Genomic DNA, 24724 nt, shown 5'->3' with positions numbered 1-24724 from the left:
TATTTAAGCAACTTGTTTCGAATAGGAAGGTAACGACATATGAAAAAAGATGTGCGGCAGGCTAAAATTGAACAAATTATTAATCAATATACGATTACGACTCAGGAAGAGTTGATGGAAAAACTAAAGTTATCCGGAATCAACGTCACACAAGCTACCCTTTCACGGGATATTCGGGAAATGCAGATTGTTAAGCAGCCTGATAGCTCGGGAAATTCCAGATATATGATTTTCAAGTCGGGAAATCAAAATGAATTGGAACGAATGTATCGCATGATTAATGGCACGGTCACCGAGGTTCGACAGATTGAATTTATTAATGTGATTCACACACAGCCGAGTTATGCCAACCCATTAGCAGCGGTGATAGATGACCTGCACATGGATGATGTGGCAGGAACGCTGGCTGGGTACGATACAATTGTGACATTTTGTCCATCGGTTAAATCCGCGGAAAATATTAAGAATCTATTTTTAAAGCATTCAAACCCAGATTTGCTGGTTTCGTCGGTGGATTAAGTTGATAGAGTGCGGAGCCAACCTGGGATAAGTCGGAGTGTAAGGGGGCTGCCATTGAATCCTTGGTTTTGAGGATTTGATGGCAGCCCCCTTACATGCAGACTTATGGTTGGCGGAGCACGTTTCGATTTGGAAATAGCTCTCCTCTAATCGTTGACTGATGGGGGGGAAAAAGCAAGATAAACGGGGAGTTAAACGAATTCTTCCTGTTTTCTTTTTCTTTTATAACTATTTTAGTGTATTAAAATCCAAAATGAAAAGGGGGTGGTTATGAGTAACCGCTTACATTTCGCCTAAAAAACGATCCTTTATCAAAAATAGATGTATTTTCTTTGAAGAATAGATGAATATTTTGTGAATTAAAAAATATTTATTCTGTTTTAAATTAGAAGAAATTATGAACATTGTGAAGAAAGTGTGATATTATAGGGATATATTGATTTTAATCAAATTTTTATTTTTTAATTTAAACATTTTTAAATGAATAAAAATCCATATTAGCTAAGTTGAACAGCAAATATTTAATTAAATAATAAATATTATTCAAAACCGAAAAATACTATGCTAATTTTGCTAGAAAATCGACATTTTTTGATGAACAAAAACACACGATAGCGTTTTCAAAACGGTCTATCATAAGGGATGTATTCAAGGGAAGAATGGAGGTTACACAAATGACAAGTCCAATTCATAACTACTCAGAAATCGGTAAGTTAAAGACTGTATTGTTGAAACGCCCCGGTAGGGAAATTGAAAACTTTACACCTGAAATGATGCCGCGGTTACTATTCGATGACATTCCATATTTGCCAATTGCGCAAAAGGAGCATGATTATTTTGCAGATACACTTCGCGATAATGGTGTTGAAGTCTTGTATCTGGAAAAATTATCAGCAGAAGCTTTGGATGCCGGTGGTGAAGAAGTCAGAGATCATTTCCTGGAACAGATGCTAACTGAATCCGGATATGCTTCGGGAACAATTCACGATGCATTGAAAGAATATCTCGGCAGCATGAGCAACCAGGATATGGTTGTTAAAATTATGGCAGGTGTTCGAAAGAACGAACTTGATTTTGTACCTAAGGACCTTGTAAGCTGTGCCGAAAATCAGGACTACGAATTCTATATGGATCCGATGCCCAACCTTTACTTTACGCGTGACCCTTCGGCATGCATTGGTGATGGGTTGAGTATTAATCATATGACGTATCCTGCCCGACAGCGTGAGTCATTATTTAATGAAACGATTATTAAATACCATCCCCGCTTTGCCAATCAGGGTGTTCACGTTTGGCGTGATCGGAATCACACAACCAGAATTGAAGGTGGCGATGAGCTGGTCTTAAACGACCACGTTATGGCAATCGGTGTTTCACAACGAACCTCAGCTGATGCCATCCAAGACATTGCCAAGAATTTATTTGCGCATGGTCAATACGACACGGTAATTGCCATTAAAATTCCGCATAACCACGCAATGATGCATTTGGACACAGTCTTTACAATGATTAATTATGACCAATTCACGGTTCATCCGGGAATCCTGGGTAAGGGTGGTCAAATTGATACTTGGACAATTACACCGGGTCAAAATAAAGGCGAATTGAACCTGCAGCATGATACCGATTTGAAGAAAGTTTTAAAGGCTGCGCTTCATTTGGACGATCTTGACTTGATTCCAACCGGTAACGGCGATCCGATTATTGCCGGCCGTGAACAATGGAATGATGGTTCCAACACACTGGCGATTGCACCGGGAGTGGTTGTCACTTATAACCGAAACTATGTCTCCAACGAATTATTAAGAAAACACGGCTTGAAAGTACTCGAGGTTATTTCAAGCGAGTTGTCCCGGGGCCGTGGGGGTCCACGTTGCATGAGCTGCCCAATTGTCCGCGAGGATTTAAAGAAATAGTGTGCGGAGCTACCCCGGGATAAACCGGAGTGTAAGGCGTTTATGGGCAGCCCTAAGAGCAGCAGTCCTCAAAACAAAAATTAGTACCCAAAAAATCACATCACGAGGAGAATTCGATATGACAAAAGATTTTAGACAAAACGTATTTCAAGGTCGCAGTGTCCTTGCTGAAAAAGATTTTTCCGCTGCAGAGTTGGAATATTTAATTGATTTTGGTTTACATCTGAAAACTTTGAAGAAGGCGGGAATTCCACACCATTATTTGGAAGGAAAGAATATCGCCCTGTTATTTGAAAAGTCATCAACCCGGACTCGTTCAGCCTTTACAACGGCCGCAATCGATTTGGGTGCCCATCCGGAATACCTTGGTCAAAATGACATTCAATTAGGTAAGAAGGAAACGACTTCAGACACTGCTAAAGTGCTTGGCAGTATGTTTGATGGTATTGAGTTCCGAGGGTTCAAGCAAAGTGATGCGGAAATCCTGGCTCGTGACAGTGGCGTGCCGGTTTGGAACGGGTTAACTGATGAGTGGCATCCAACTCAAATGTTGGCTGACTTTATGACGGTTAAGGAAAACTTTGGCAAACTGCAAGGCTTAACCCTGACTTTCATGGGTGACGGTCGGAATAACGTTGCCAACTCGTTATTGGTAACCGGCGCAATCTTGGGTGTCAATGTTCATATTGTAGCGCCAAAGGCATTGTTCCCAACGGAAGAGACCCAAAGTATTGCAAAGGGCTTTGCTGAAAAATCAGGTGCCAAATTATTGGTTACTGATGATTTGGATGAAGGACTCAAAGGTTCCAACATTGTTTATACCGATGTCTGGGTATCCATGGGTGAAAGCAACTGGGAAGAACGAGTTAAGGAATTAACGCCTTACCAGGTAAACATGGCGGCTATGAAGAAAACAGGCACGCCTGAAGACCAATTAATTTTCATGCACTGCCTGCCGGCCTTCCACAATACCGAGACAACTTATGGTAAAGAAGTAGAAGAAAAATATGGTATCAAAGAGATGGAAGTAACTGATGAAGTCTTTACCAGCAAATACGCCCGTCAATTTGAAGAAGCGGAAAACAGAATGCACTCAATTAAAGCCATGATGGCCGCAACGCTGGGGAATCTGTTTATTCCAAGAGTTTAAGCTTAACTTAAAAAACTGAATACTCAGTAAACCAAAGAAAGTGAGGGTCGGCGACAAACATTAATAGTCTGTCCCCGACCCTTCGTTTTTAAAAACCTATATTCAAAACAGGAGGGAACGACCATGGGACGTAAAATTGTAGTCGCACTTGGTGGAAATGCTATTCTTTCAAAGGATGCGTCAGCCGCAGCGCAACAGAAAGCATTGTTGGAAACAGCTGAACAGTTAGTGAAATTTATTGAGAACGGGGATCAATTAATCATTTCACATGGTAACGGTCCGCAAGTCGGTAACTTGTTATTACAACAGGCTGCCGGCAGTACCGAAGACAATCCGGCCATGCCGCTGGATACTGCCGTGGCAATGACCCAGGGCAGCATCGGTTATTGGATGCAGAACGCTATGAATCGGGTATTGAAAGAAAAAGGGATTAAAAAGACGGTTGCGACGGTCGTTACCCAAGTGGAAGTCAGTGCTGACGATCCGGCCTTTGAAAAGCCAACTAAGCCAATTGGACCCTTTATGTCAAAGGCCGAGGCGGATTTGGCCAAGAAGGAAAATCCGGACTTTACCTTTGTGGAAGATGCCGGTCGCGGCTATCGGCGGGTTGTCCCGTCACCTAAACCAATCGGAGTTGTTGAGACAGATGCAGTGAAATCATTGGTTGACGCTGGCATTGTTCCAATCTCAGTTGGTGGTGGTGGCATTCCGGTTGTTTCAAACGGCAATCAGCTGCTTGGTCGGGAAGCAGTTATTGATAAGGATTTTGCCAGCGAAAAATTGGCTGAGTTGGTGGGTGCCGATGCCTTAATCATTTTAACGGCAGTACCAAATATCTACGTAAACTTCAACCAGCCTGATCAAAAGAAGCTCGAACAGGTGTCGGTAGCCGAGTTGGAAACTTATATTGGCCAAAACCAGTTTGCGCCCGGCAGTATGCTGCCAAAAGTTGAAGCTGCGATTGATTTTGTCAAGGCTACCGGTAACCAAGCAGTGGTGACAGCTCTGGATAATATTGAAGGGTTCGTTCAAAATGGCTCCGGAACGGTGATTACTGAAAAAGTCGGAATCCGAAACTAATTGGAAAAAGTTGAGCTGTCTGAATTTAAAGCGGGGTTGTCGATTCGTTTGATGTACAAAACCTTCAATTGCGGTACACTTTTATTGACGAGTTAATTATCTAACCATTTTTGGAGTGGAAAAATAATGATATTAAACAATAAAGGTGATTACCAACTGTATCGGTCAAAAATGCGGCTTCACCCAGAGTTCAGCCCGCTTGATAATGACGATTTGGACCGAATTATTTCAGCGGCTACAATTAAATCTTTTCATAGAGGGCAGGTTTTGTTTGACCAGGGAGATCCACGGCGAAACTATTACTTCTTAATTAGTGGCGTTGCCAAATCGTTTCATTTAGACGAAAACGGGGATGAACAGCTCTACCTCTATATTCGAGCCAACAAAGCGTTTCCATACATCGGTCTGTTTGAAGATGAAGATTATGCTTATAGCGTGGAAACAATGACGGCGGTTAAAATTGCCATTATTCCCATGAAACTTTATGAAGACTTGTTGCGGGCCAATCCCGAGATGATGGTGAATGCGATTCGTGAAATGAGTTCGATTATTAACACAACGGAGACGCAGTTGCAGCGAATGGTAACGACAAGTGCAAAGTGTCGGGTTCAAAATGCAATTTGGTTTCTGGGTCAGCAAATCGGTGATGAGCAGGAAGATGGCACGGTCGTGATTCCATACCCCATGACACTAATCGAGTTGTCCAAGGTAAGCGGAACGACCAGGGAAACAACCAGTCTGATGGTGCAGCAGCTGGTTGCGGAAGGAAAGATTCAGTATAGCCGCAAGTATTTTAAAATTTTTAGTGCGCGAAACTAGCAGTCCTAAGAAAGTGTGCGGAGCAAAGCGGTTAACACCAAAACTCACCTACTGCTATCGCCAACTGCACCGGTTTTGCAATTATATCAGTACCAAGGGGAAGAATTAAAAATTATTTGCGTAAGGGAGTGACAGCGATGAAAGAGCATGATGGTAAGTTGGGATTGCTCGAGTTGATCGGCCTGGTTGTTGGTTCGATTATCGGCGGTGGCGTCTTTAAGTTAATGCATGATATGGCGGTTGGCGCCGGCGCCGGTGCGATTATTATCGGCTGGGTTATTACCGCAATTGGAATGGTCATGTTGGCCTTAACCTTTCAAAATTTAACGATGAAGCGACCGGATTTGGATGCCGGTGTTTACAGTTATGCCGAAGCGGGATTTGGCAAGTACATGGGCTTTAACTCTGCTTGGGGATACTGGCTGTCCGCATGGCTGGGCAACGTCGGCTATGCGACGCTGTTGATGAGTGCGGTGGCATATTTCCTGCCAATTTTTGGTGATGGTCAAAATATTTGGTCCATCTTAGCGGCGTCGGTTATTTTGTGGGCTTGTCACTTTATGATTTTACGAGGAATTGAATCAGCTTCGTTTGTGAATACAATTATTACAATTGCCAAGTTAATTCCGATTTTTCTGTTCTTGATTATTGTGTTGTTTGCCTTTAAGTTGAATATGTTTACCAGTGACTTCTGGTTCACGCCGAGTGGCAATTTCCAGTTTGGGGATGTCATGAAACAGGCTAAAAGTACGATGCTGGTAACAGTTTGGGTGTTTATTGGTATTGAAGGTGCGGTCGTCTTTTCCGGTCGGGCTCGAAAACGTTCCGATGTTGGTAAAGCAACGGTTCTCGGAATCATTACGGTTATTTTGATCTATATGTTGGTAACGTTATTGTCATTTGGCGTTATGAGCAGAGCCGGACTATCACATTTAAGCCAACCCGCGATGGCCGACTTGCTGGAAAGCCTGGTTGGTAAATGGGGGTCGATGGTTGTTAACCTCGGCTTGATTATTTCAGTTGTTGGCGCCTGGCTGTCATGGACAATGTTTGCCGGTCAGCTGCCTTATGAGGCTGCCAAGGAGGGGACGTTCCCCAAATTGTTTGCCAAAGAAAATAAAAACGGTGCGCCGGTAACATCTTTGACGGTAACCAATGTCTGTGTGGAGCTGTTTATGTTCAGTTATTTGATCACAGCTTCGGCTTATAACTTCTTTTATTCGATTGCCAGTGCGGCTATTTTGATTCCGTATGCGTTCTCAGCGTTTTATCAATTAAAATACTCGGTTAATGAGGATCACACCAGTGGTCGAACGAGAAACGTAACAATTGGAATTATTTCAAGCATCTATGCCTGCTGGTTGTTATTCGCAGCTGGTAGTAATTTTCTGCTTCTGATGTCGTTGTTGTTTGCGGCCGGGATTCCGGTTTATTGGATTTTGCAGAAGCGTGATAATAAGGCAGATAAAGTATTTGGCCCAATTGAAATGGCAGTTGCTATTCTGATTGTCATTGCGGCCATCTATACCATTTATGGCTTGATTGTCGGTAAGATTACTTTTTAAAGCGCAAAAAATAAGTATTCAAAAATCGGGTGACCAAATTGGCTGCCCGATTTTTTGCGCTTGCATTTTTTGGCATTCCCGGTAAGATAGGGAAATACAGACTTATACGAAAGTGAGAAAAATTAATGAAACATTTATTCTTTGACTTTGATGGGACCATCGCTGATTCGGAACAAGGAATCGTTAAATCAATCAAATATTTTATTGAAAAAATGCGTTTACCCAAGTTGACTGATGATCAGTACCGTCAGTTTATTGGACCGGCATTGGTAACGTCGATTCGTGATTTTTATCCCGACCTCGCCGATGATGATGTTTTTAACGCCCTTAAATATTATCAGGAATATTATCAGAGTGAAGGGATCTTTCAACTAAAAATCTATCCGGGAATTTTGGAAGAACTAAGTGCTTTAAAAGCGGCCGGCTATCATCTTCATATTGCGTCCGCCAAACCGGAAGTAATGATTAATCGGATTAACGATCATTTTAAGCTGAACCATTACTTTGATGGTGAGTATGGTGCTACCAGTGATGAAAGAACTCGAATAACTAAAACCGCAATTTTAGAATATGCGTTAAAGCAAACAGGGGCTAAGCAGGCTGATAGTGTTATGATCGGTGATCGAAATACCGATATGCTTGGTGGTTTTGAAAATCACGTTAAAACACTCGGCGTGACATATGGATTTGGTGATGTACCCGAACTCTCAGCAGCTCACGCAAGTGCGATTGTTGATCGACCGAATGAAATTCATCGGGGCGTTGCACAATTGGTCGGATAAGAAATTTAAAAAAGCAGCGATCGGCAGATTTTTTTGTCGGTTGCCTGCTTTTGTTTGTTAGGGCTTGATGTAGGCATAGCCTTGTTCCTGTAATGTAATTAAATCGGCGACGCCGGCTGGAACAATGTTAACATTGTCCGGCAGGTCGGTTGCTTGAATACCGTGGCTGCCCATAGCATTTTGACAGGCATGGAAGCGCACGGACATCGCACTGAGGTTTTTAACGGCTTGTTTACCAACGGACATCAAATAGCCCATAATGCCGTCACCGTTAACTAAAACAACAATTTGATAGGATTCGTCCTGTTGGCGACCGTAATCAAGTAAATTCTTAATATTACCCATTGTGTGAGACCATTTTTCAACTTCATCGATATGAAAAACAACTTTATGCATCGATATTTTCCTCCTTGGCTAATCGACCGGTATCAAAAGCTTCTTTAAATAATCTGTAATCCTTATGCACTTGGTCAGCATAATCATTTGCCCAGCCAACCAGACTTTTAACCAGTTTTTTCTTTTTACCGACATAACCATGGACAATACCGGCAGTGGGGCTTTGGGCGTGCCCACGAGCAAGCAGTAGGGCGCAAATTTTGGCGTAATTGGCAAAATCATCTTCATCCATCTTTTCAAGATTGACGGATTCCTTCATGTCCCAGAACTGGCGGACATAGAAACTGCGATTGTTATCATCGTTATGATAGAAGCCCAGGAATGGATCAGAGGCTCGCTGCAGCACCTGTTGGCAGGTAATAATCCGTTCACCATTATCCGGGCCGCTTTGGCTGTACTGGGTGGTGACATCAAATCCTTGGAAGCGGCGGGTCTGCAAGGCCTCTTTAATCTGGAGAACCAAGTGACTGCCATCAATCGCTGTAAATAAGACCAGGTAGCAACGAGTTCCGAAACTACCAACGCCAACACTGTGACGAACAATGTCACTAATGTGAAATTGGGACAGCAGCACCGCAACATCCGGACTGACAGTTTGAAGATATTTTTGAATGTGGGCTGCAATTTGCGCATACCGCTTTTGTGATACATGGACGGTTTTGGGCGGATTCTCTTTGAAAACAAGATGACCGCGATCGTCCATGGTTGTGAACTTTTTAACCACTTTTTCAGAATCTCTGGAAACGGCACTTCGCCTAATTTTTTCCCAAAGTTTGGGAAGGGAGTTGCCTTTGGCTTCGGCTTTTAAAAAGCTTTCAACTTCTGTTGAAAAATAATATCTTTCCAAGGCGCTATGCTCATCAAAACATTGACTCAGGATTTCCTGATAGGTCTCAACAGCGGCTTTTTCGATTTCAGAAATTTTATCGTGGGGCAGCCCCAACTGTTCACCCACCAGAATGATACTGACAAGTAACCGTCGAATATCCCAATCCCAGGAGCCGATTGTTGATTCATCAAAATCATTTAAGTCAAAAAGCAGTTTGCGTTCCGGTGAGGCGTAAAAACCGAAGTTACCAATGTGGGCGTCTCCAGAGATAACAACCGGGATGTTTGAAGAGGCCTGGTGCGAAAGATCGTAAGCCATTAGTTCATCGGTGCCTCGGAAAAAGGAAAAGGGCGAAGCAGCCAAACGCTTATGTCGAAGTGGCAATAATTCCGAAATTAATTTACGCTCAACGTGTTCAATGCCGGCAACCACATCTCTGTCGACAGGGGTAAATTTGGCCAATCGCTCAAAAGGAACTTTGTCACGGCGATTGTGTCCAATTTCAATTAACTCACTAATTGTTTTGCTAATCCGAATTTCACTTAAATCGTATCTGAGTGTTGTAGCATCGGTTGAAGAGCCTAAAATCTGCTTGTTTTGCATTAAGTGTTTGCCTTCCTTTCGCGTGTTTGGCTTTATTGTGGCTGAGTGCCTGTTAGCAGTCAAGAAAAGTGTCGGCCTGCTTCTGGCGCTTATTGAAGCGAAGGCTGTGTTACAATGATTTTAATGAATTATTTGGAGATTTTACTTATGAAAAAATTTATTGGGAAAGTGTTGAAATTAATCATCAGGTATTTTACTTTACCGTTACGGATAAGGGGCTGAATTTCGTTTCCAGCCCCCATCGACATATTTCCGAAATTTTTGATTTTTATCCTAAAAATCGATATCAATACCAGTTCATGTATGATGAAGATGTGACTAACAGCTATCTTGAAGAATTTAAAGAATATTTTGACAAGAAGCGGCGGGACTTTGATGTCCCACTTGATTTTAGTGATATTCACAATGAATTGGAGCGCCAAGTGCTGACTGCACTTGGTAAAGTGCCTTACGGAAAAACAATTACTTATAAAGAATTGGCAGAATCAATTGGCAGGCCCAAAGCAATTCGAGCAGTTGCCAGTGCGGTTGCCAAGAACCCGTTTTTAATTGTGGTTCCCTGCCACCGGGTCATTCGCTCAAACGGTGAGATTGGTGATTATCGGGGCGGTAGTGAAACTAAAAAGGCTCTCCTCGAATTTGAGAAAGCCCCCTTTGAAAAAGAACCGTTAATTAAAAAGTTACCATTACCGCGTTTCAGTCAACTAGGTAAACCTGATCTTTAATCAGGTCAAAGGGTTGATGATGGGCATTTAACTTTTTGGCAGCTTCCGGCTCGATGATATGGCTTTCTGCCAAAAGGCTTTTGAATTGGTAGCACCGTTTTTTTCGCCGATGACGATCAGTTTGAGATCGTTATCGGCTTTTCGAATTGCCTCGAGAACGGCTACATCTGCGGTTCCTTTATCAGGCGCCCAGCTCATAATAACGAATTTAACTTTTGACTGATACTTGTTGATTGCTGAGACGGCATCCAGCTTTTCAATTTGGGTGACTTGGTGTTTTCCGGTCTGGTTTTCTGTGACCCACTCGAGGCTGTCGGTGGGATACACGGTTAGGCCAAGGTCCCGAAGCCCCTTTGAGATGTAACCGTTACCGGCCATGACTTCCAAAACCGGGCTGTCGCCAATGTAGGCCGCCAGACTTTTAATAAACGGTCCTGAAATATAAGCCCACATCCCGTATTGTTTTTCCAGGTAGTCCCGATAGGAGCGAAGCGCTTTGTCCAGTTTGGGCAGGGCGTCCGTCAGTTGATTCCAGAGTTGATCGCCGGCCGGGTCCCCCTGGTCAAATTCCTGATTGATTTTTTTAAAAATCAGATCCTGGCTATTGTCAGGCAAAAGCAATTCCGGGAGTTCCTGCGGTAATAATTTGGACTTGATAAGATGATCGCTTTCGAGTACATTATTAATTAAAAACTTAATGTCGGGAAAGTCGGAAAACAATTCACGGTAACGTTTCATTTGCGTGATATAGCTGCTTTCAGCCGATATTTTTCGATGATTTCGATTTTTCAAAAGTTTCTTTTTTTGTTTATTGGTTAGCATATTGACTCCTAAATTAAGTATTATAGATTCGAGGGTTGATTAGTTCATGACATTTACTCAAAAAATTTTCGCCATTTGGGTGATTTTACTGGTGGGACTATTTTTTGCGATTATTCAAAAAAATAAAGCGCACATTGCTTTTTGTGCAATTGCGTGGGTTGGCTTTACAATTTCAACTTTTGTCAGCATCTTTTTGATGATTAGATAGGTGCGGTTATTTGTTATTTTTATCCATTCCCAGATCCAGCTCTTCTTGTTTCATCGTTGGAGTTGGCGGTTGTGGCCGGCCGGTCTTGCCATGAATATAGCCGGAAATCAGCTGATAAATTTCGTATCTGTCTGAAGAATCCAGACTTTGACCATTAAACTGAAGTGATTTATCCGAAATAAATAAACGTGCCAAATCATAAGTACTGTTTTCAGTAAGGCCGGTTAAGTAGTCCATGGTGACGTTAAAAAATGAGGCCAGTTTTTGCACCTCTACGTATGAGGGCGTTCGAACGCCGCGTTCCCAGTTTCCAATTTGCGAAGGTGTATTTTGATGTTCTTCGTCAGTTGGAAACTGTTGGTTAAGTAATTGTGCCAGTTGTGGGAGGGTGAGGTGTTTTCCCCGCCGCAATGCTCTTAGTCGTTCTGGAAACATGATTATCACCGTCCTATTCGTTACTTATTATTATACTGCAATTTGTATAAGTGTGTGCGCCCAAGCGGTTAGCATCCGGAGTATGAGACATTGATGCGGGAAATCCCGGGCTTGGATTTTTAAGATTTATCCCTTACAAGCAGGTTTATGATTAGCGTAGCTGTCCTAAGAACAATTAAACAACCCGACTAGCATTCATCAACCAACATGGCGTACAATAAGTAGGTCATAAAATAATTAAAGTATTAATGGTGGGTAATTTACGCATGAAAAAACGAACCAAAATTTTAATTGCCTGTGCTTCGCTTGTGACGGTCGTGGCGGCGGGATTGTTTGGTGCCGGCCTTTATTTTTACAAGGTAGCGGTTGTTCCCGCGCCCAAGTCATTTCTGAGTAAGTCACAGAAGATCAAACCGGCGAGTCCGCTATATCCGGCGCATCAATGGTATCAGCGGGTTCCCAAGCAGCGATGGCACGAGATGTCAGCAACCCGGCATTTAAAGCTGGATGCTAATTACATTGCGGCCGACAAACCAACGAATAAGACGGCGGTAGTAGCTCACGGCTTTATGAGTGATAAAGATAAGATGTTTCAATATGCCTACATGTTTCATAATCTGGGCTATAATGTCCTGTTGCCGGACGCACGAGGTCACGGTGATAGTCAGGGAAATTACATTGGCTATGGCTGGCCGGATCGGTTGGACTATGTTAAATGGATTAAAAAGGTAATTAGCAGAAAAGGTGCGGATTCTCAAATCGTTGTTTTCGGCACGAGTATGGGTGGCGCCACGACAATGATGGTGAGTGGTGTAAAGAACGTTCCCAAGCAGGTTAAAGCCTACATTGAGGACTGCGGTTATACCGATGTCGAAAGCGAGATTACGTATCAGGCCAAACAGCTGTATCATTTACCGAAGTTTCCATTGGTTGAAATTGTAAGTGGTATTAACCGGGTCAAAAATGGTTATACATTTAAAGAGGCCAGCGCGTTGAACCAGGTAAAAAAGAATAAACGGCCAATGTTGTTTATTCACGGTGCTCACGATCATTTTGTACCAACCCGAATGGTTTATCCGTTATATAAGGCGGATAAGGGGCCAAAGGAATTGTTGATTGTTCCGGGCAAGGGCCATGCCAGGTCCTATCAAAACCATCCCAAGCTATATACCGATACGGTTAGGAAGTTTTTGAACCGGTACATCAAATAAATAAAAGAATATGTTAGACTTAAAGATGAAACGAGCTGATTTAGAAAGGAGGGTTGCTCCTTGCTCTACGTTATTTTAGGAATTATTGTCTGTGTTGTCAGCGCCGGCAGCGGCGTTTTCCTACAGAAACGCCGGTATGCGGCAAAGGTCGATCAAGCTCGGCAAACGGCAGCTAAGCTACTTGAGCGGGCCAAGGTTAAAGCACAGGATGATGCTGAAAAGATTAATGAAACAGCCAATCAGCAAACTTCTGATTATAAAGAATCGATTGAAGAGGAGCTTGACAGTTATCAAGCGGATAATGCTACTCGTGAGGTGAGAATCAACCAGCGGGAAGCCGGTTTAAAGCAGACGGCTGCCAGGCTTGATCAGATTCACGCAGATCTGGCAGGTCAAAGTGCCAAATTGGCTGATTTAAAGCAGTCAATCAACACACTGCACCAGCAGGCTGATGAGTTGGCTAAAAAGCGGGTTGCAACACTTGAAGCAAACGGTGGTATGACTTCCGAGCAGGCTAAGGATCAGGTTATAAGCCGATTAAAGCAGGAATTAGCCCGGGAAGAAGATATTGAACTGCGTTATCAACAAGATGAAGCAGCAGTTAATGCACCTAAGATTGCCAAGATTATGGCGGTTGACGCAATTCAGCGGGGACCGGTCGATGTGCCGCGGGAACGTACCGAACACGTTGTCCAGATTTATGATAACAGTACCAAGAAAAAACTATTAGGCCGTGATGGTCAAAATATCCGGTATATTGAAACGTTGACCGGGACCAATCTGGTATTTGATCCGAATGACCGGGCGACGCTTCATATTGTTACCGCGGATCCGATCAGGCGGGAAGTTGCCAAGCTGGCGATTACCAATTTAACCGTTTCAAAACAAATTAATGCTCAGTCAATTGAACGGCAGGTTGAGGTGGCAGAAACGGATGTCATGAACGATGTCCGCAAGACCGGTGAGCGGGCTGTCGGCTCGCTTCATATTGGTTGGATGCATCCCGATTTAATCAAAATTGTCGGCCGCTTAAAATATCGAACCAGTTATGGGCAAAATGTCTTGAACCACTCGATTGAAGTGGCTGATATTGCAGGTTTGTTAGCGGCTGAGCTGGGATTAAATGTTCGAATAGCTAAACGGGCCGGCTTATTACATGATATCGGAAAGGCAATTGATCGGGAAATTAACGGGACCCACGTTGAATTGGGGGTAAAGATTGCTGAAACGTTTAATGAAAGTCCGCAAGTAATTAACGCAATTGCTTCCCATCATGGAGACGTTGAAGTAACAACACCGATTGCTCGTTTGGTCGCGGCTGGAGATTCTATTTCCGGCGGCCGACCGGGTGCTCGAAGCGAATCAGTTGAAGAGTATATCAACCGATTGAAGAGCCTTGAGCGAATTGCCAGCAGTAAGCCGGGCGTTAAGGAAAGCTATGCGATTCAAGCCGGCCGTGAGATTCGAATTATGGTTGATCCAAGAAAAATTAATGATCAGCAGAACGCCGAGTTGGCTGATCAGGTGAAAAACCAAATTGAAGATGAATTAACCTATCCCGGTAAAATTAAAGTAACCGCAATCCGGGACTTTAAGGCGGTAACTGTTGTGGGAATGGAAAAGCAGAAGGTTGGCCGAGGCAGGGTTGGCCAATCTCGCAAAAAGCCCCATAAGCGGAAGGTTAAACGGCCAAGAAAACGTGTCTAAACGTTGATTTGAAAGATAAAATTCAATGTTAAATTTAAAAAAGCAACCTTTGAGATGATCGATTTTAGGATCATTTCATCAGGTTGCTTTTTAAGTATCAGAATAATGATTAAGATAGCAAATATCAAAGCATAAATCAGTCTTTGGCTTCAATTTTAAAATTGTGATTGTTGGTTGCTTTGATTAAGGGGTGCTTTTGTAAGTATTCCAAAATGATTTGACTAATGGTCATGTCACAGGAAGCAACGATTTTGTCTTTCGTATACATGGGATAGTGGCCGCCACCGCTTGCCCGATAACGGTTTAGGGTGACAAATAAGACTTGGTCGTCGGTGACATCCCGACCATGGTATTTTAATCTGGTAACGCGTTGACCGATTGGCCGGGCAATGTTTAAGGTATATTCAATACCCTCATACATATCGTAATTGTAAAAACGTTCTTTAGGAAACATAAAGTGTTCATTGACAACAACTTCGCCATGTTTGACGTCAAAATATTTGGCGGTTACTTCCAAAGCCGCTCGCAGATCCGCACCGGAAATTCTCGATTTAACCAGCGTATTTGGATAAACATAGTTTGTAATAATATTTCTCATGGTGATTGGACTTTCGAATCCGTGGGCCTCGTTATTATAGAGGGCGGTTGCCGAAATATCTGTACCCATCTTGGCCATTTGCACTTTTTGAATAAATTCAATAAAAGCGGATTCTTTGATCCGGGCATGAAACGGGTCATTAAAGGTTAAATCACCATCAATATGCGATAGTGGTTTATCCAGCCAGTATTGTAGATGACTTGATAATGGCGCAATTTGTTTGGCAATAGTTTTATCGGGTTGATTGTCAGCCACGCTTAACAGCTCTGAAGTGTAACGGGTGACCTGTTTAGTTGTATTGGAAATCTCGAAAGAAATTTTGCCGACAAACTCACCGCGGGAACCGGGCTGAATGATTGGCACTTTAAAGAGTTCACTGGCAATTTTTCGGTGCTGATGACCAGAAATCAGGCCATCAATACCTTTAATGTTTTTCAGAATATCATAACCGCGATTTTCGCCGGGGTTGATGTCATTCCAGTTGCCGGTGTGATCCCGTTCAAAGCCGCCGTGATAAACGACAATGACAAGATCGGCTTTTTCGCGTAATTCTGGAATATAACGCTTGCACGCAGTTAGTTCGGAGATGAGATTAAAGTCATTTAACGCGTTGACGTTTTTCCATTTTTTGGTGCTGGTTGTGGTAAGACCCAAGAAGCCGATTTTAATGCCGCCCACGTTCAAGATTGTATAGGGATTGGTCAGCATTGGTTCATTGTCGCGATCAACAATATTTGCACACACAAATTGACGGGTTGAATGATTTATCACAAAATTGAGATAATCCAACCCGTAATCAAATTCGTGATTGCCAATACTGCCAATCTGGTAACCAACTTGATTGTAAGCGCTAATAAACGATGCTTTATCGCTTTCATCGGCTCTTTTGGCAGCGTAGTCCGCCATTGGTGAGCCTTGAAGAAAATCCCCATTATCAACCAGAATAACCTGTTCATCCTGGTGTTGACGGATATATCGTTTAATTGTCGAACTTGCTTTTTTCAGACCAAAAGGCTTGTTAACGTTTGAATCCACGTAATTGGTGGGTTCAATAAAGCCGTGTGTATCACTGGTCGCTAAGAGGGTAATTTTCATTATTTTTCACCTGCAAACACAATGTATACCGTCAAGTATAATCAATTGACAGCACTTTGTAAACAAGGATAGTGCGCGAAACAAAGCGGTTAACGCTCGGAGTATAAGGCGTCGGTTCGGGAAATCCCGGGTTTGGATTTTTTGAACCGATCCCTTATATGCAGAACGTTGCTTTGTGTAGCGGTCCTAGGATAGTGTGCGGAGCAAAACGGGTAGCACCCGGAGCATAAGGCGCCAAAGCGGGAAATCCCGGGCTTGGATTTTTCGATTTGGTCCCTTATGTGGAGCAGTCCTCACTCTTGCTCCATATAAAACATCTGATCGGTGGTTATGCTTTGATTCAGCTGATCTGAAAGGCTACGAGAGATTTGTTGATTTTTGAAGGCGGTTGCCACGTAGGAGTATTCGTACTGAAAGGCCTGGATTAACAATTGGTTTCTTAAATCGTCCGAATTATCGTTAGTATCGAGTCTGGCATGTCGAAAATTATAACCGTTTCTGACAAATGCAACAGCGGTGGTGTTTTCTCCGGTTTCGATATCGTCCAGATAAGCGTTAACTTGTTTGTAGATTGTTTCTTCCAGTAATTTTCGAACGGCTTTTTTCTGTTCGGCTAATTTTGAATTTAAATCAGGATCGAACCTGTCGGCAACTGATTGAACGTTGCGTTTTATCCGTCTGGTCTTGCGGCTTGGGAAGCGAACGCGAAACAAAAAGCGTAATTTGGTTAGGAAACTACCGCGCCTGTCCGGTGTCATCACCATTCTGCGGGAAATTCGGTTGGCAACGCTTTGGGGGATTTTTCCGGCTGCCAGCAGGTTGGTAATGGCATCGATTTCAACTTTCCGTGTCTGGTTCAAGATGGTATTTATTTGTTCTTTATCGGCATTTTGACCCTGTTTTTGACTTGCCAGCATGTCAATGACGTAGTTTCTGTCAGCTAGGGGGATACTTTCCTGCGCCTTGATTTTGGCGATACTGTAATTAACCATTTCAGTCCGATAGTGGTTAAAGGAAGCCTGGTCACCATTGGTTTTTGTTGGCAGAATTTGTGGCAGAATCAATGCCGGAACAATTAAACTCAATAAAATGACGATTGCTGCGACAAAGATAAGCTGATTTCGATAGGGAAAGGCATGTCCCGAAAAGCTTAATGGCAGTGAAAGCGCCATTGAGAGCGTGATGGTGCCGTGAACGCCGCCAATGGCGATCAGAAAAGCTTCTTTTAGGCTGGGTGCTTCTTACGATGAAGTTTAACGAAATTAAATTTGGCCCAGCAAAACCGAATCAACCCCATTAACAAATAAATTGCCAGGGCTAAACCGCCGAGTTCGAGTATCAGTGTGGTTGATAGTGGTATGATATTTGAAATAACGGTGGGCAGCGTCACACCAAGTAAAACGAAAACGATGCCGTTAAGGAGGTTGCTGACAATAGCCCAAGTAGCGCCGGTGACCAGGCGGACATTGGTGGTTGTCAGTTTTAGCCGACTTTGATTCAACCCATATACGATACCGGCAGCGACAACCGCCAGAATACCGGAACATCCCAAATGCTCGGAAAGCAGGTAAATCGCGAATGGGGTCATCAAACTAAATGGGACGATAACGCTGGTTGTATCCATGGATTTGTTGACTAAAAAGGTTTGCAGTTTAACAAAAATCAATCCGGCAATCAGACCGATTAAAAGGCCGCCGAAAAAACTGATGAGAAAGTTAACGAGTCCCTTTGAAAATGAAAATTGCCCGGTCAAAAAGGATGATAAGGCCAAGTTAAACACAACGATTCCGGAAGCATCATTGAAGAGTGACTCGCTTTCCAAGGTACCGGCGACGTTTTCCGGCAGCTGGACATTTTCGGTAATGGATGAAAATGCCAATGAGTCGGTTGGCGTGACAATCGCGGCCAGCGCGAAACACAGGCTTAAAGGAATTAACGTCATCATCGTATGGGCGAAGATACCAATGGCAGTTGCGGTGAAGATAGCCAGATAAACAGCCATGGAGATAACCAGACCGAAGGCATGTCCCAGATGGGAAACGTTGGTATTGCGACCGTCATTAAACATTAACGGCGCGATAATCCCCACCATGAAAAATTCAGGATAAAGTGAATAATTTCTGAAAATTGGTAGCAGCGTTAGTAGAAAACCGCAGCCAATTTGATAAAAAGTCAGTGGTATTTTTGGAAAAACAGTGTAAATCATATTGGAAACGATGGTTGCGACAATTAAAAGTGCGACCAGATAAAAAGCGTCCATAAAAAATCCCCCGATATATTTGGAATGGTTTTATTATAACGAAAATTTAGTAAGTTGCACGTCTGTAAAATTCACAAATTCATTTACAAAAAGTAAGTAATGGTATTGACAAAATGTTTCACTGTGCTAATATATTACGTGAAGGATGTATTTCAGTTTCATTTCTGTTACAAACTAGGGGGGATTGTAATGTTAAATCTATATGTCGCACAGAGTAGTGCATCGAGCAGAAAAGCACGTGCATGGTTGAAAGGCCACAACATTGCTTTTAAGGAACGGAATATTAATTCCAACCCTCTAAATGCCGATGAGGTAAAACAAATCCTGCGTTTAACCGAAAATGGTAGCGAAGACATCATTTCTACAAGGTCCAATATCTATAAGAAGTTGAATTTGGATATTGATAATCTTTCGGTATCTCAACTAATTGATTTATTGGTTAAGTACCCGGACTTGATTAAACGACCAATCATTTTTGACGACCATCGACTTGAGGTTGGTTTTAATGAAGAAGAAATCAGAAGATTCCTGCCGCGCAGTGTGCGTGAAGCGGAACTTCGGGAACTTGAATCGCAAATTAGTTAATCAAAATAACATTTGAGTTATACGGATAAATCCGGAAGCCGGGGTATTTAAGTACACCGGCTTCTTTTTTGCTTGTGAAATTAAGGTTGGAATCGCATTCTTTACAAATTTATCCGGAACAATTGTGTAACTAAATCTAGTAATTTTAAAAAGTTCTTTGTAAGATATAATCAAAAGGATTTTTTAGATCATTTACTTATTATGAATGATTTTATAATCAACAGAGGGGGACACTATCAGTGATTAAGATGGTTGCATTGGATTTGGACGGGACACTGTTAACGAGTGACAAGACCATTTCCAAAAAGAATGAAAAAATATTGAAACAAATTCATCAGGACGGTATTAAAGTGGTCTTGTGCACGGGGCGGCCAATCAACGCCATTTGGCCGTATATTAAACAATTGGGCCTGACAACCGAAAATGATTATACAATTACATTTAACGGCGCGTTGGTTGTTCATAATGCCGATAAAGCCGAATTATTTAAGTCAGGAATGGCCAAAACGGATTTTGAGCCGTTATATCGGTTTGCCGATGAGGTTTACGCGCCGCTTGATCTTTTGGATTTTGAGCAGGTTTATTCGATTTCGGATTTAAAAAAATCAAAGTATCAGGAGCAGTTTAAAGGCAATATTAAGTTTACTTCAAGTACTTTCGCCAATCTTGGAACAGATAAGCTGTATTCCAAGGGAATCGTGTGTGATAACCCGAGTTTGCTGGATAATTTCAGTAAGGATATTCCCGCAAAGCTTGCCCGCAGATATCACATTGTCCGTTCACAACCGCAAATTATGGAGTTCTTGGCGCCCAAGATGGATAAAACGGTCGGTTTGAAAGCACTGTTGAAACACTTTGGTTGGAATTTTTCAAATCTAATGGCATTCGGTGATTCTCAAAATGATCTGGGAATGCTGGTTCACGCGCAATTGGGTGTCGCAATGGAGAATGGTACGGAAGAAATCCGGGCAATCAGCAGTGCGATCGCCGGCAACAATGATGATGACGGTGTCGGTAACTACTTGAAGAGTTTTTTTTCGATTCGGTAGGCTCATAAATGTCGGCATTAATTTAATAATGATTAATAAAGTAAATGACACAATTTAGCTGTATTTCAATTTATGCCGGTAATGGCAGTGTTGAAATACATTAAATTGTGTCATTTATGATTTTGAAGATTATTATTAGACGATTAGTTTTGTTGGAATAACCCTGTTAGATGGGACATAAAGGCCTTTAAGTAGGCGTCGACATCCGCATTAACGGCTACTTTAACGTTTGGATTTGGATCTGAGAGTCGGGCAGGATCACCGGTGGTTCGCCCGTAATACTTTTCGTCAGTTGTGACATACATGTTTAAGCTGATGGTCGAAACAAAGTCCGGATTGATCGCAACACCAACCGCAAATGGATCATGCAGCGCACAGCCATGCAGGTCGGGGCTGGTTACTTCGTAAGCTTTGATATAGTAATCGACAATATCCGCGAAAGCCCGGCCGGATTTGGTACCTAAATCACGCCATTGCTGAGTTTCTTTTTTAGTCAACAACGTTCTTAAGGTAACGTCCAAACCAACCTGGGTTAGGGGAACTTTTCGAAAGACATTGTTGGCGGCTGAAGCGTCTTGTTGGATATTGGCTTCAGCGACGTTAGTGACGTTGCCCGGAACGGTTACCGCGCCACCCATTAAGGTAACGTTACCGATTTCGTCGGCGATTTCCGGCGCTTTTTTGATTGCGGCGTCCAGATTGGTGAGCGGGCCGGTTGGCACCAGGATTAAGTCCTTACCGTACTTTTTAACGGCATCGATGAAGAAATCAATGGCATCACCGGTTTCCGGTTTTCTGGCAGGTGTTGGCAGATCGACATCGCCAATCCCGTTTTCACCGTGAATTTGAGCACTGACGGGCATTCGATCGAAGTGGTCGCTTTCTGATGAATGAGCCAGTCCTTGATAAACCGGGACGTCGGTGGCACCAAGCAATTCAAGAATTTTAAGTGAATTTTGAACGCCGTCTTCAACGTAGACGTTACCATATGAACCGATGATGCCAATTAAATCGACATCCGGATCAGCGACCGCGTAGGCAATTGCCATAGCGTCGTCAATACCGGTATCAAGATCAAGAATCATTTTTTTCTGGGCCATTAAAACTACCTCCATAATGTTGTAATATCAAGAATGAAAACCCTTTACCTAATGATAACCGAAAATGGTTAATAACTCAATTTTTGATTAAAATTTTGAGAATTTTGATTGGTAAATCAGGTTGGTAGGATAATAATCGAAAAATCGGTTAACAGGTTTGGTGACTTGAATCTAATGACCTTGTAAGTTACGCTAAAGAGTAATACTTCTAGGGAATGATGATTTTTGAAACTTGAAAGTAAAAATTTAGGTCGGCATTTTTTCTCGTTGATTTGGACAGGTGTCCGGCGAAATTATGATAATTTTGATAATTTAGATGATAGTATTGCCAAACGGCTTAGCGAACAAAGTCAGGATGATCCGGTAGAAATTCATTTATCGCGGATGTTTTCCGAAGTGTTCCGCCGCCATAGCAAGGATGAGGCCGATCGACTCTTTATTGTCGGGACCCGGGCAACCACTCCCAGCTTGAAAAAAGTCTCCAGTCGACCGGTCAAACCGTGGTTTTTCTCCAGAATTTTTTTGGTTTTGACAGTCAGCTTTGCCATGCTGATGCTGCTGTTGTTTTTGTTTCAAAGCAACAAGGCAATTCCGGGTTTGATTTTTATCGGATCGCTGGCCGTACCGTTTTCGCTAATGATGATGTTCTTTGAAATCAACGTTTATCAAAATATCTCTGTTCTTCAAGTCCTAACCACTTTTTTGGTGGGCGGGATCTTGTCGCTGCTGGTGACGATGACGTTTTATTTGATGCTGCCGATTCGGACCGATGTCAGTATTGAATCAGCTTTGATCGTGGGAATTGTTGAGGAACTGGCTAAGTGTATCGTTGTCATTTTGTTCATCAATTCATATAAGCTGAATTACATATTTAACGGTGTCTGATAGGGGCGGCGGTTGGTGCCGGTTTTTCAGTCTTTGAAAGTTCGGGGTACGTGAGTCAGTACGGTTTGATGACGATTTTTACCAGGAGCTTTCAGGCAATTGGCACGCACACAATTTGGGCTGCATCATGGGTGGCGCCATTATTTTGGGAAAAGCCCGCAAGCGGCCGTTTACAATTCATGATTTTTTTACAAAGCCTAAATTCTACGTTTTCTTTTTAATTGCCGTTATGCTGCACACGTTTTGGGATTGGGATATTCCCAATACAGGTTTGAACGTGTCAATTATGCAGGAAATCCTTGACGTGATTGTGGGTTGGTTCTTAATATATATAATGATTGACGCCGGCCTTCGTGAGGTGAAAACATTGCAGGGGCAACGGATTATTGTTCCTAAAGCTCGGAAAGCCAAAAAGCGAAAGCCGGAAAAACGAAATCAAAAAAAGCGTTCTTAAAAACGCGTCAAAACCGGTTGACAGTGCGATCAACCTAAGGATAGGAAGGAAAGCAAATGGCTTCAGAAAATTCAATTTATGATATTACCATTATTGGCGGCGGTCCGGCAGGGATATTCGCCGGCTTTTATGCCGGCCTCAGAAACGCCCGGGCTCAAATCATTGAAAGTTTGTCCGAGTTGGGTGGTCAAGTGAGCGCACTTTACCCGGAAAAGACGATTTTGGACGTTGGCGGCTATCCTGAGATTAAAGCCAGGAAGTTAATCAATCAACTGGAAGGGCAGCTGAGAACGGTCGATACAGCCGTTAAATTGAACCAAACGGTCACCGATATCCAAAAAAATGCGGCCGGATATCAGATAACCACTAATCAGGAGACCACCCTAACAAAGGGAATTATTATTGCGACCGGAGTTGGTGCCTTTAACCCGCGGAAGTTGGCTGTTGACAACAGTGCCGATTTTGAAGGCCATAATTTATTTTACAGCGTGAAAAATCTTGATCAGTTCAAAGATCAAACGGTTTTAGTAGCCGGTGGCGGTGATTCGGCGATTGATGAAGCACTTCTGTTGGAAAAAGTTGCCAAGAAAGTTTACCTGCTTCACCGGCGGGATAAGTTTCGGGCGATGGAGCACAGCGTAGATCAATTGAAAAATTCAAGCATTGAAACGGTGACCCCATATCTGATTAAGGGGTTAAGTTCGATTGCCGGAGGCCGGGTGGCTGTTAGCGCTAAAAAAATGAAATCCGATGACATGATTGAACTTCAAGTGGATAAAATTGTTGTGAATTATGGTTTTATTGCCCAAGACGACGCATTGAATGCCTGGAATGTCCATCCTGATGTTAACCGAGGAACCATTCGGGTACAGTCCAGCGGTTTGACGGATTTGGAAAATGTTTTCGCAATTGGAGATGTTTCCAAGTATGAGGGAAAGGAACCGTTGATTGCGACAGCCTTTGGGGAAGCCCCAATTGCCGTTAACGCATTGATGCAGTCTCTGTATCCGGATAGAAGGGGCCCGCTTCATAGCACGGCAATGCATAAAAAGTAGTGTGCGAAACAAAGCGGTTAACGTTCGGAGTATAAGACGTCAATTTGGGAAGCCCTGGGTTTGGGCTTTTCAAATTGATCTCTTATATGCAGAACGTTGCTTTGTGTAGCAGTCCTAGAACAGTGTGCGGAGCAAAACGGTTAGCATCCGGAGCATAAGGCGTCAAAACGGGAAATCCCGGGCTTGGATTTTTCGATTTGATCCCTTATGTGGAGTGGTGGTGTTTTGCGCAGCAGTCCTAGGATAGTGTGCGGAGCTACCCCGGGATAAACCGGAGTGTAAGGCGTTTATTTCGGAAACCCCGACTCTGGGTTTTTGAAATAAATCCCTTACATGCAGGTTTGTGGGGTAGCGCAGCAGTCCTAAACAGTGTGCGAAACAATAAGGACTAAATTAGCCGAAGAACTGGTCTAGGTTCTGCATAATCATAAGATTAATGCGCGATGCACTTACAAATTGAATACTTTTGAGATGGCAGAAGTATATACGAATAGTTGTCCGAAATTTTGCAAATTATTTTTTATAACCTTGCTAAATTAAAATGGTTATCCACGTAATGATTGTCATTAATACTCCGATCATTGGAAAATTACCTTTTTCAGAAGATTGAATATTTCTTTGAAAATATAATAATATGAGTATCGATAAAACGCCTAAGATATCTGGGGCTACCCCTAACAAAATATTTGTGTCAGGGAATACGTTTGTGAATAATAACGTTTTCCAAACAATTACAATGATCATTATTATTAAAAGAGATAAAAATGCAATCTTTTTTTCTTTCATAATGATGTCGCCTCCAATATACAAGTAATTAATCTCTACTAATTCAATTATATCAATAAGATAGAATTAATTACACTGATAATAATAACT

23 protein-coding genes and 2 pseudogenes are annotated in these 24724 nt (G+C 42.6%); 16 read left to right on the top strand and 9 right to left on the bottom strand.

The window, feature by feature from the left end; translation table 11 throughout:
- Positions 1–39 precede the first annotated feature (39 nt).
- From argR to JCM14108_RS08150, 7 genes are all read left to right on the top strand, one after another.
- The gene (argR, locus tag JCM14108_RS08180) at positions 40–519 is read left to right on the top strand and encodes an arginine repressor (protein ID WP_035180061.1); all 480 of its coding nucleotides are present in this window, start codon (positions 40–42) and stop codon (positions 517–519) included.
- Between the two features lie 674 nt (positions 520–1193).
- On the top strand, positions 1194–2435 hold the full coding sequence (gene arcA / locus JCM14108_RS08175; RefSeq protein ID WP_035180060.1) for an arginine deiminase: 1242 nt from the start codon (positions 1194–1196) through the stop codon (positions 2433–2435).
- 118 nt (positions 2436–2553) lie between these two features.
- On the top strand, positions 2554–3585 hold the full coding sequence (argF, locus tag JCM14108_RS08170; protein WP_035180059.1) for an ornithine carbamoyltransferase: 1032 nt from the start codon (positions 2554–2556) through the stop codon (positions 3583–3585).
- Positions 3586–3708: 123 nt separating this feature from the next.
- Complete coding sequence (arcC, locus tag JCM14108_RS08165) at positions 3709–4665, top strand: carbamate kinase (RefSeq protein ID WP_035180057.1); 957 nt, start codon at positions 3709–3711, stop codon at positions 4663–4665.
- Positions 4666–4791: 126 nt separating this feature from the next.
- Complete coding sequence (locus tag JCM14108_RS08160; protein ID WP_035180055.1) at positions 4792–5484, top strand: Crp/Fnr family transcriptional regulator; 693 nt, start codon at positions 4792–4794, stop codon at positions 5482–5484.
- A 137-nt stretch (positions 5485–5621) separates the two neighbouring features.
- Positions 5622–7049 (top strand): arginine-ornithine antiporter, encoded by a 1428-nt coding sequence (arcD, locus tag JCM14108_RS08155; RefSeq protein ID WP_035180053.1) that lies wholly within the window; start codon positions 5622–5624, stop codon positions 7047–7049.
- Between the two features lie 125 nt (positions 7050–7174).
- Entirely contained in the window at positions 7175–7831 is a 657-nt protein-coding gene (locus JCM14108_RS08150) for an HAD hydrolase-like protein (RefSeq protein ID WP_035180051.1), read from the top strand.
- 57 nt (positions 7832–7888) lie between these two features.
- Here JCM14108_RS08150 and JCM14108_RS08145 read toward each other — a convergent pair whose 3' ends face one another.
- Positions 7889–8227, bottom strand: coding sequence for a DsrE family protein (locus JCM14108_RS08145; protein WP_035180050.1), 339 nt, complete (start codon positions 8225–8227; stop codon positions 7889–7891).
- Positions 8220–9659 (bottom strand): DUF2252 domain-containing protein, encoded by a 1440-nt coding sequence (locus tag JCM14108_RS08140; protein WP_191978544.1) that lies wholly within the window; start codon positions 9657–9659, stop codon positions 8220–8222. Before JCM14108_RS08140 ends, JCM14108_RS08145 begins: the two co-directional genes overlap by 8 nt.
- Positions 9660–9727: 68 nt before the next feature.
- Here JCM14108_RS08140 and JCM14108_RS08135 point away from each other — a divergent pair, with 68 nt between their 5' ends.
- Positions 9728–10384, top strand: a complete 657-nt coding sequence (locus JCM14108_RS08135; protein ID WP_237745768.1) for a methylated-DNA--[protein]-cysteine S-methyltransferase — start codon at positions 9728–9730, stop codon at positions 10382–10384.
- Here JCM14108_RS08135 and JCM14108_RS08130 read toward each other — a convergent pair.
- Positions 10356–11206: pseudogene (locus JCM14108_RS08130) on the bottom strand (SAM-dependent methyltransferase). The gene JCM14108_RS08135 and the pseudogene JCM14108_RS08130 sit on opposite strands and share 29 nt — an antisense overlap.
- A 214-nt stretch (positions 11207–11420) precedes the next feature.
- Positions 11421–11849 carry a helix-turn-helix domain-containing protein gene (locus JCM14108_RS08125; RefSeq protein WP_035180048.1) on the bottom strand — a complete coding sequence of 143 codons (429 nt, stop codon included), beginning with the start codon at positions 11847–11849 and terminating at the stop codon, positions 11421–11423.
- A 266-nt stretch (positions 11850–12115) separates the two neighbouring features.
- Between JCM14108_RS08125 and JCM14108_RS08120 the strand changes: the two genes are divergently transcribed.
- Positions 12116–13060 carry an alpha/beta hydrolase gene (locus JCM14108_RS08120; protein WP_035180046.1) on the top strand — a complete coding sequence of 315 codons (945 nt, stop codon included), beginning with the start codon at positions 12116–12118 and terminating at the stop codon, positions 13058–13060.
- A 60-nt stretch (positions 13061–13120) separates the two neighbouring features.
- The gene (gene rny / locus JCM14108_RS08115; protein ID WP_035180043.1) at positions 13121–14767 is read left to right on the top strand and encodes a ribonuclease Y; all 1647 of its coding nucleotides are present in this window, start codon (positions 13121–13123) and stop codon (positions 14765–14767) included.
- A gap of 136 nt (positions 14768–14903) precedes the next feature.
- Here the strand turns inward: rny and JCM14108_RS08110 are convergent, their stop codons facing one another.
- From JCM14108_RS08110 to JCM14108_RS15305, 3 genes are all read right to left on the bottom strand, one after another.
- Positions 14904–16460, bottom strand: a complete 1557-nt coding sequence (locus JCM14108_RS08110; RefSeq protein WP_035180041.1) for a bifunctional metallophosphatase/5'-nucleotidase — start codon at positions 16458–16460, stop codon at positions 14904–14906.
- 293 nt (positions 16461–16753) lie between these two features.
- Positions 16754–17632, bottom strand: a complete 879-nt coding sequence (locus tag JCM14108_RS15310) for a cation:proton antiporter (RefSeq protein ID WP_237745767.1) — start codon at positions 17630–17632, stop codon at positions 16754–16756.
- Positions 17633–17685: 53 nt separating this feature from the next.
- Entirely contained in the window at positions 17686–18720 is a 1035-nt protein-coding gene (locus tag JCM14108_RS15305; RefSeq protein WP_237745766.1) for a cation:proton antiporter, read from the bottom strand.
- A 189-nt stretch (positions 18721–18909) separates the two neighbouring features.
- Here JCM14108_RS15305 and spx point away from each other — a divergent pair, with 189 nt between their 5' ends.
- Positions 18910–19305 (top strand): transcriptional regulator Spx, encoded by a 396-nt coding sequence (spx, locus tag JCM14108_RS08100; RefSeq protein WP_035180039.1) that lies wholly within the window; start codon positions 18910–18912, stop codon positions 19303–19305.
- Between the two features lie 248 nt (positions 19306–19553).
- Positions 19554–20354, top strand: a complete 801-nt coding sequence (locus JCM14108_RS08095) for a Cof-type HAD-IIB family hydrolase (protein WP_035180079.1) — start codon at positions 19554–19556, stop codon at positions 20352–20354.
- A 143-nt stretch (positions 20355–20497) separates the two neighbouring features.
- On the opposite strand, the gene JCM14108_RS08090 is transcribed toward JCM14108_RS08095, so the two are convergent.
- On the bottom strand, positions 20498–21454 hold the full coding sequence (locus tag JCM14108_RS08090) for a nucleoside hydrolase (protein ID WP_035180038.1): 957 nt from the start codon (positions 21452–21454) through the stop codon (positions 20498–20500).
- Positions 21455–21679: 225 nt separating this feature from the next.
- Here JCM14108_RS08090 and JCM14108_RS15300 point away from each other — a divergent pair, with 225 nt between their 5' ends.
- The 4 genes and pseudogenes from JCM14108_RS15300 (at position 21680) to JCM14108_RS08080 (ending at position 23848) form a co-directional block, all read left to right on the top strand.
- A complete protein-coding gene (locus tag JCM14108_RS15300) occupies positions 21680–22339 on the top strand; it encodes a hypothetical protein (protein WP_237745765.1) in 660 nt (219 codons plus the stop codon).
- 50 nt (positions 22340–22389) lie between these two features.
- Positions 22390–22461 (top strand): annotated as a pseudogene (locus tag JCM14108_RS16105) (hypothetical protein); the annotation flags it as partial.
- 5 nt (positions 22462–22466) lie between these two features.
- Positions 22467–22793 (top strand): hypothetical protein, encoded by a 327-nt coding sequence (locus JCM14108_RS15290; RefSeq protein WP_237745771.1) that lies wholly within the window; start codon positions 22467–22469, stop codon positions 22791–22793.
- A 56-nt stretch (positions 22794–22849) separates the two neighbouring features.
- Positions 22850–23848 (top strand): NAD(P)/FAD-dependent oxidoreductase, encoded by a 999-nt coding sequence (locus JCM14108_RS08080; RefSeq protein ID WP_035180035.1) that lies wholly within the window; start codon positions 22850–22852, stop codon positions 23846–23848.
- 531 nt (positions 23849–24379) lie between these two features.
- Here JCM14108_RS08080 and JCM14108_RS08075 read toward each other — a convergent pair.
- Positions 24380–24634: a hypothetical protein gene (locus JCM14108_RS08075; RefSeq protein ID WP_035180034.1), complete on the bottom strand. Its 255-nt coding sequence runs from the start codon at positions 24632–24634 to the stop codon at positions 24380–24382.
- Positions 24635–24724: the final 90 nt, after the last annotated feature.

Source organism: Lentilactobacillus farraginis DSM 18382 = JCM 14108 (genome assembly GCF_000583655.1).
In the GTDB taxonomy this organism is placed as follows: domain Bacteria; phylum Bacillota; class Bacilli; order Lactobacillales; family Lactobacillaceae; genus Lentilactobacillus; species Lentilactobacillus farraginis.
This window is presented reverse-complemented; position numbering and strand designations above follow the sequence as displayed.

Coding starts and splice junctions, on each gene's coding strand:
- argR (WP_035180061.1), top strand. CDS start 40: ATGAAAAAAGATGTGCGGCAGGCTAAAATTGAACAAATTATTAATCAA.
- arcA (WP_035180060.1), top strand. CDS start 1,194: ATGACAAGTCCAATTCATAACTACTCAGAAATCGGTAAGTTAAAGACT.
- argF (WP_035180059.1), top strand. CDS start 2,554: ATGACAAAAGATTTTAGACAAAACGTATTTCAAGGTCGCAGTGTCCTT.
- arcC (WP_035180057.1), top strand. CDS start 3,709: ATGGGACGTAAAATTGTAGTCGCACTTGGTGGAAATGCTATTCTTTCA.
- JCM14108_RS08160 (WP_035180055.1), top strand. CDS start 4,792: ATGATATTAAACAATAAAGGTGATTACCAACTGTATCGGTCAAAAATG.
- arcD (WP_035180053.1), top strand. CDS start 5,622: ATGAAAGAGCATGATGGTAAGTTGGGATTGCTCGAGTTGATCGGCCTG.
- JCM14108_RS08150 (WP_035180051.1), top strand. CDS start 7,175: ATGAAACATTTATTCTTTGACTTTGATGGGACCATCGCTGATTCGGAA.
- JCM14108_RS08145 (WP_035180050.1), bottom strand. CDS start 8,227: ATGCATAAAGTTGTTTTTCATATCGATGAAGTTGAAAAATGGTCTCAC.
- JCM14108_RS08140 (WP_191978544.1), bottom strand. CDS start 9,659: ATGCAAAACAAGCAGATTTTAGGCTCTTCAACCGATGCTACAACACTC.
- JCM14108_RS08125 (WP_035180048.1), bottom strand. CDS start 11,849: ATGTTTCCAGAACGACTAAGAGCATTGCGGCGGGGAAAACACCTCACC.
- JCM14108_RS08120 (WP_035180046.1), top strand. CDS start 12,116: ATGAAAAAACGAACCAAAATTTTAATTGCCTGTGCTTCGCTTGTGACG.
- JCM14108_RS08110 (WP_035180041.1), bottom strand. CDS start 16,460: ATGAAAATTACCCTCTTAGCGACCAGTGATACACACGGCTTTATTGAA.
- JCM14108_RS15310 (WP_237745767.1), bottom strand. CDS start 17,632: ATGGCGCTTTCACTGCCATTAAGCTTTTCGGGACATGCCTTTCCCTAT.
- JCM14108_RS15305 (WP_237745766.1), bottom strand. CDS start 18,720: ATGGACGCTTTTTATCTGGTCGCACTTTTAATTGTCGCAACCATCGTT.
- spx (WP_035180039.1), top strand. CDS start 18,910: ATGTTAAATCTATATGTCGCACAGAGTAGTGCATCGAGCAGAAAAGCA.
- JCM14108_RS08095 (WP_035180079.1), top strand. CDS start 19,554: ATGGTTGCATTGGATTTGGACGGGACACTGTTAACGAGTGACAAGACC.
- JCM14108_RS08090 (WP_035180038.1), bottom strand. CDS start 21,454: ATGGCCCAGAAAAAAATGATTCTTGATCTTGATACCGGTATTGACGAC.
- JCM14108_RS15290 (WP_237745771.1), top strand. CDS start 22,467: ATGGGTGGCGCCATTATTTTGGGAAAAGCCCGCAAGCGGCCGTTTACA.
- JCM14108_RS08080 (WP_035180035.1), top strand. CDS start 22,850: ATGGCTTCAGAAAATTCAATTTATGATATTACCATTATTGGCGGCGGT.
- JCM14108_RS08075 (WP_035180034.1), bottom strand. CDS start 24,634: ATGAAAGAAAAAAAGATTGCATTTTTATCTCTTTTAATAATAATGATC.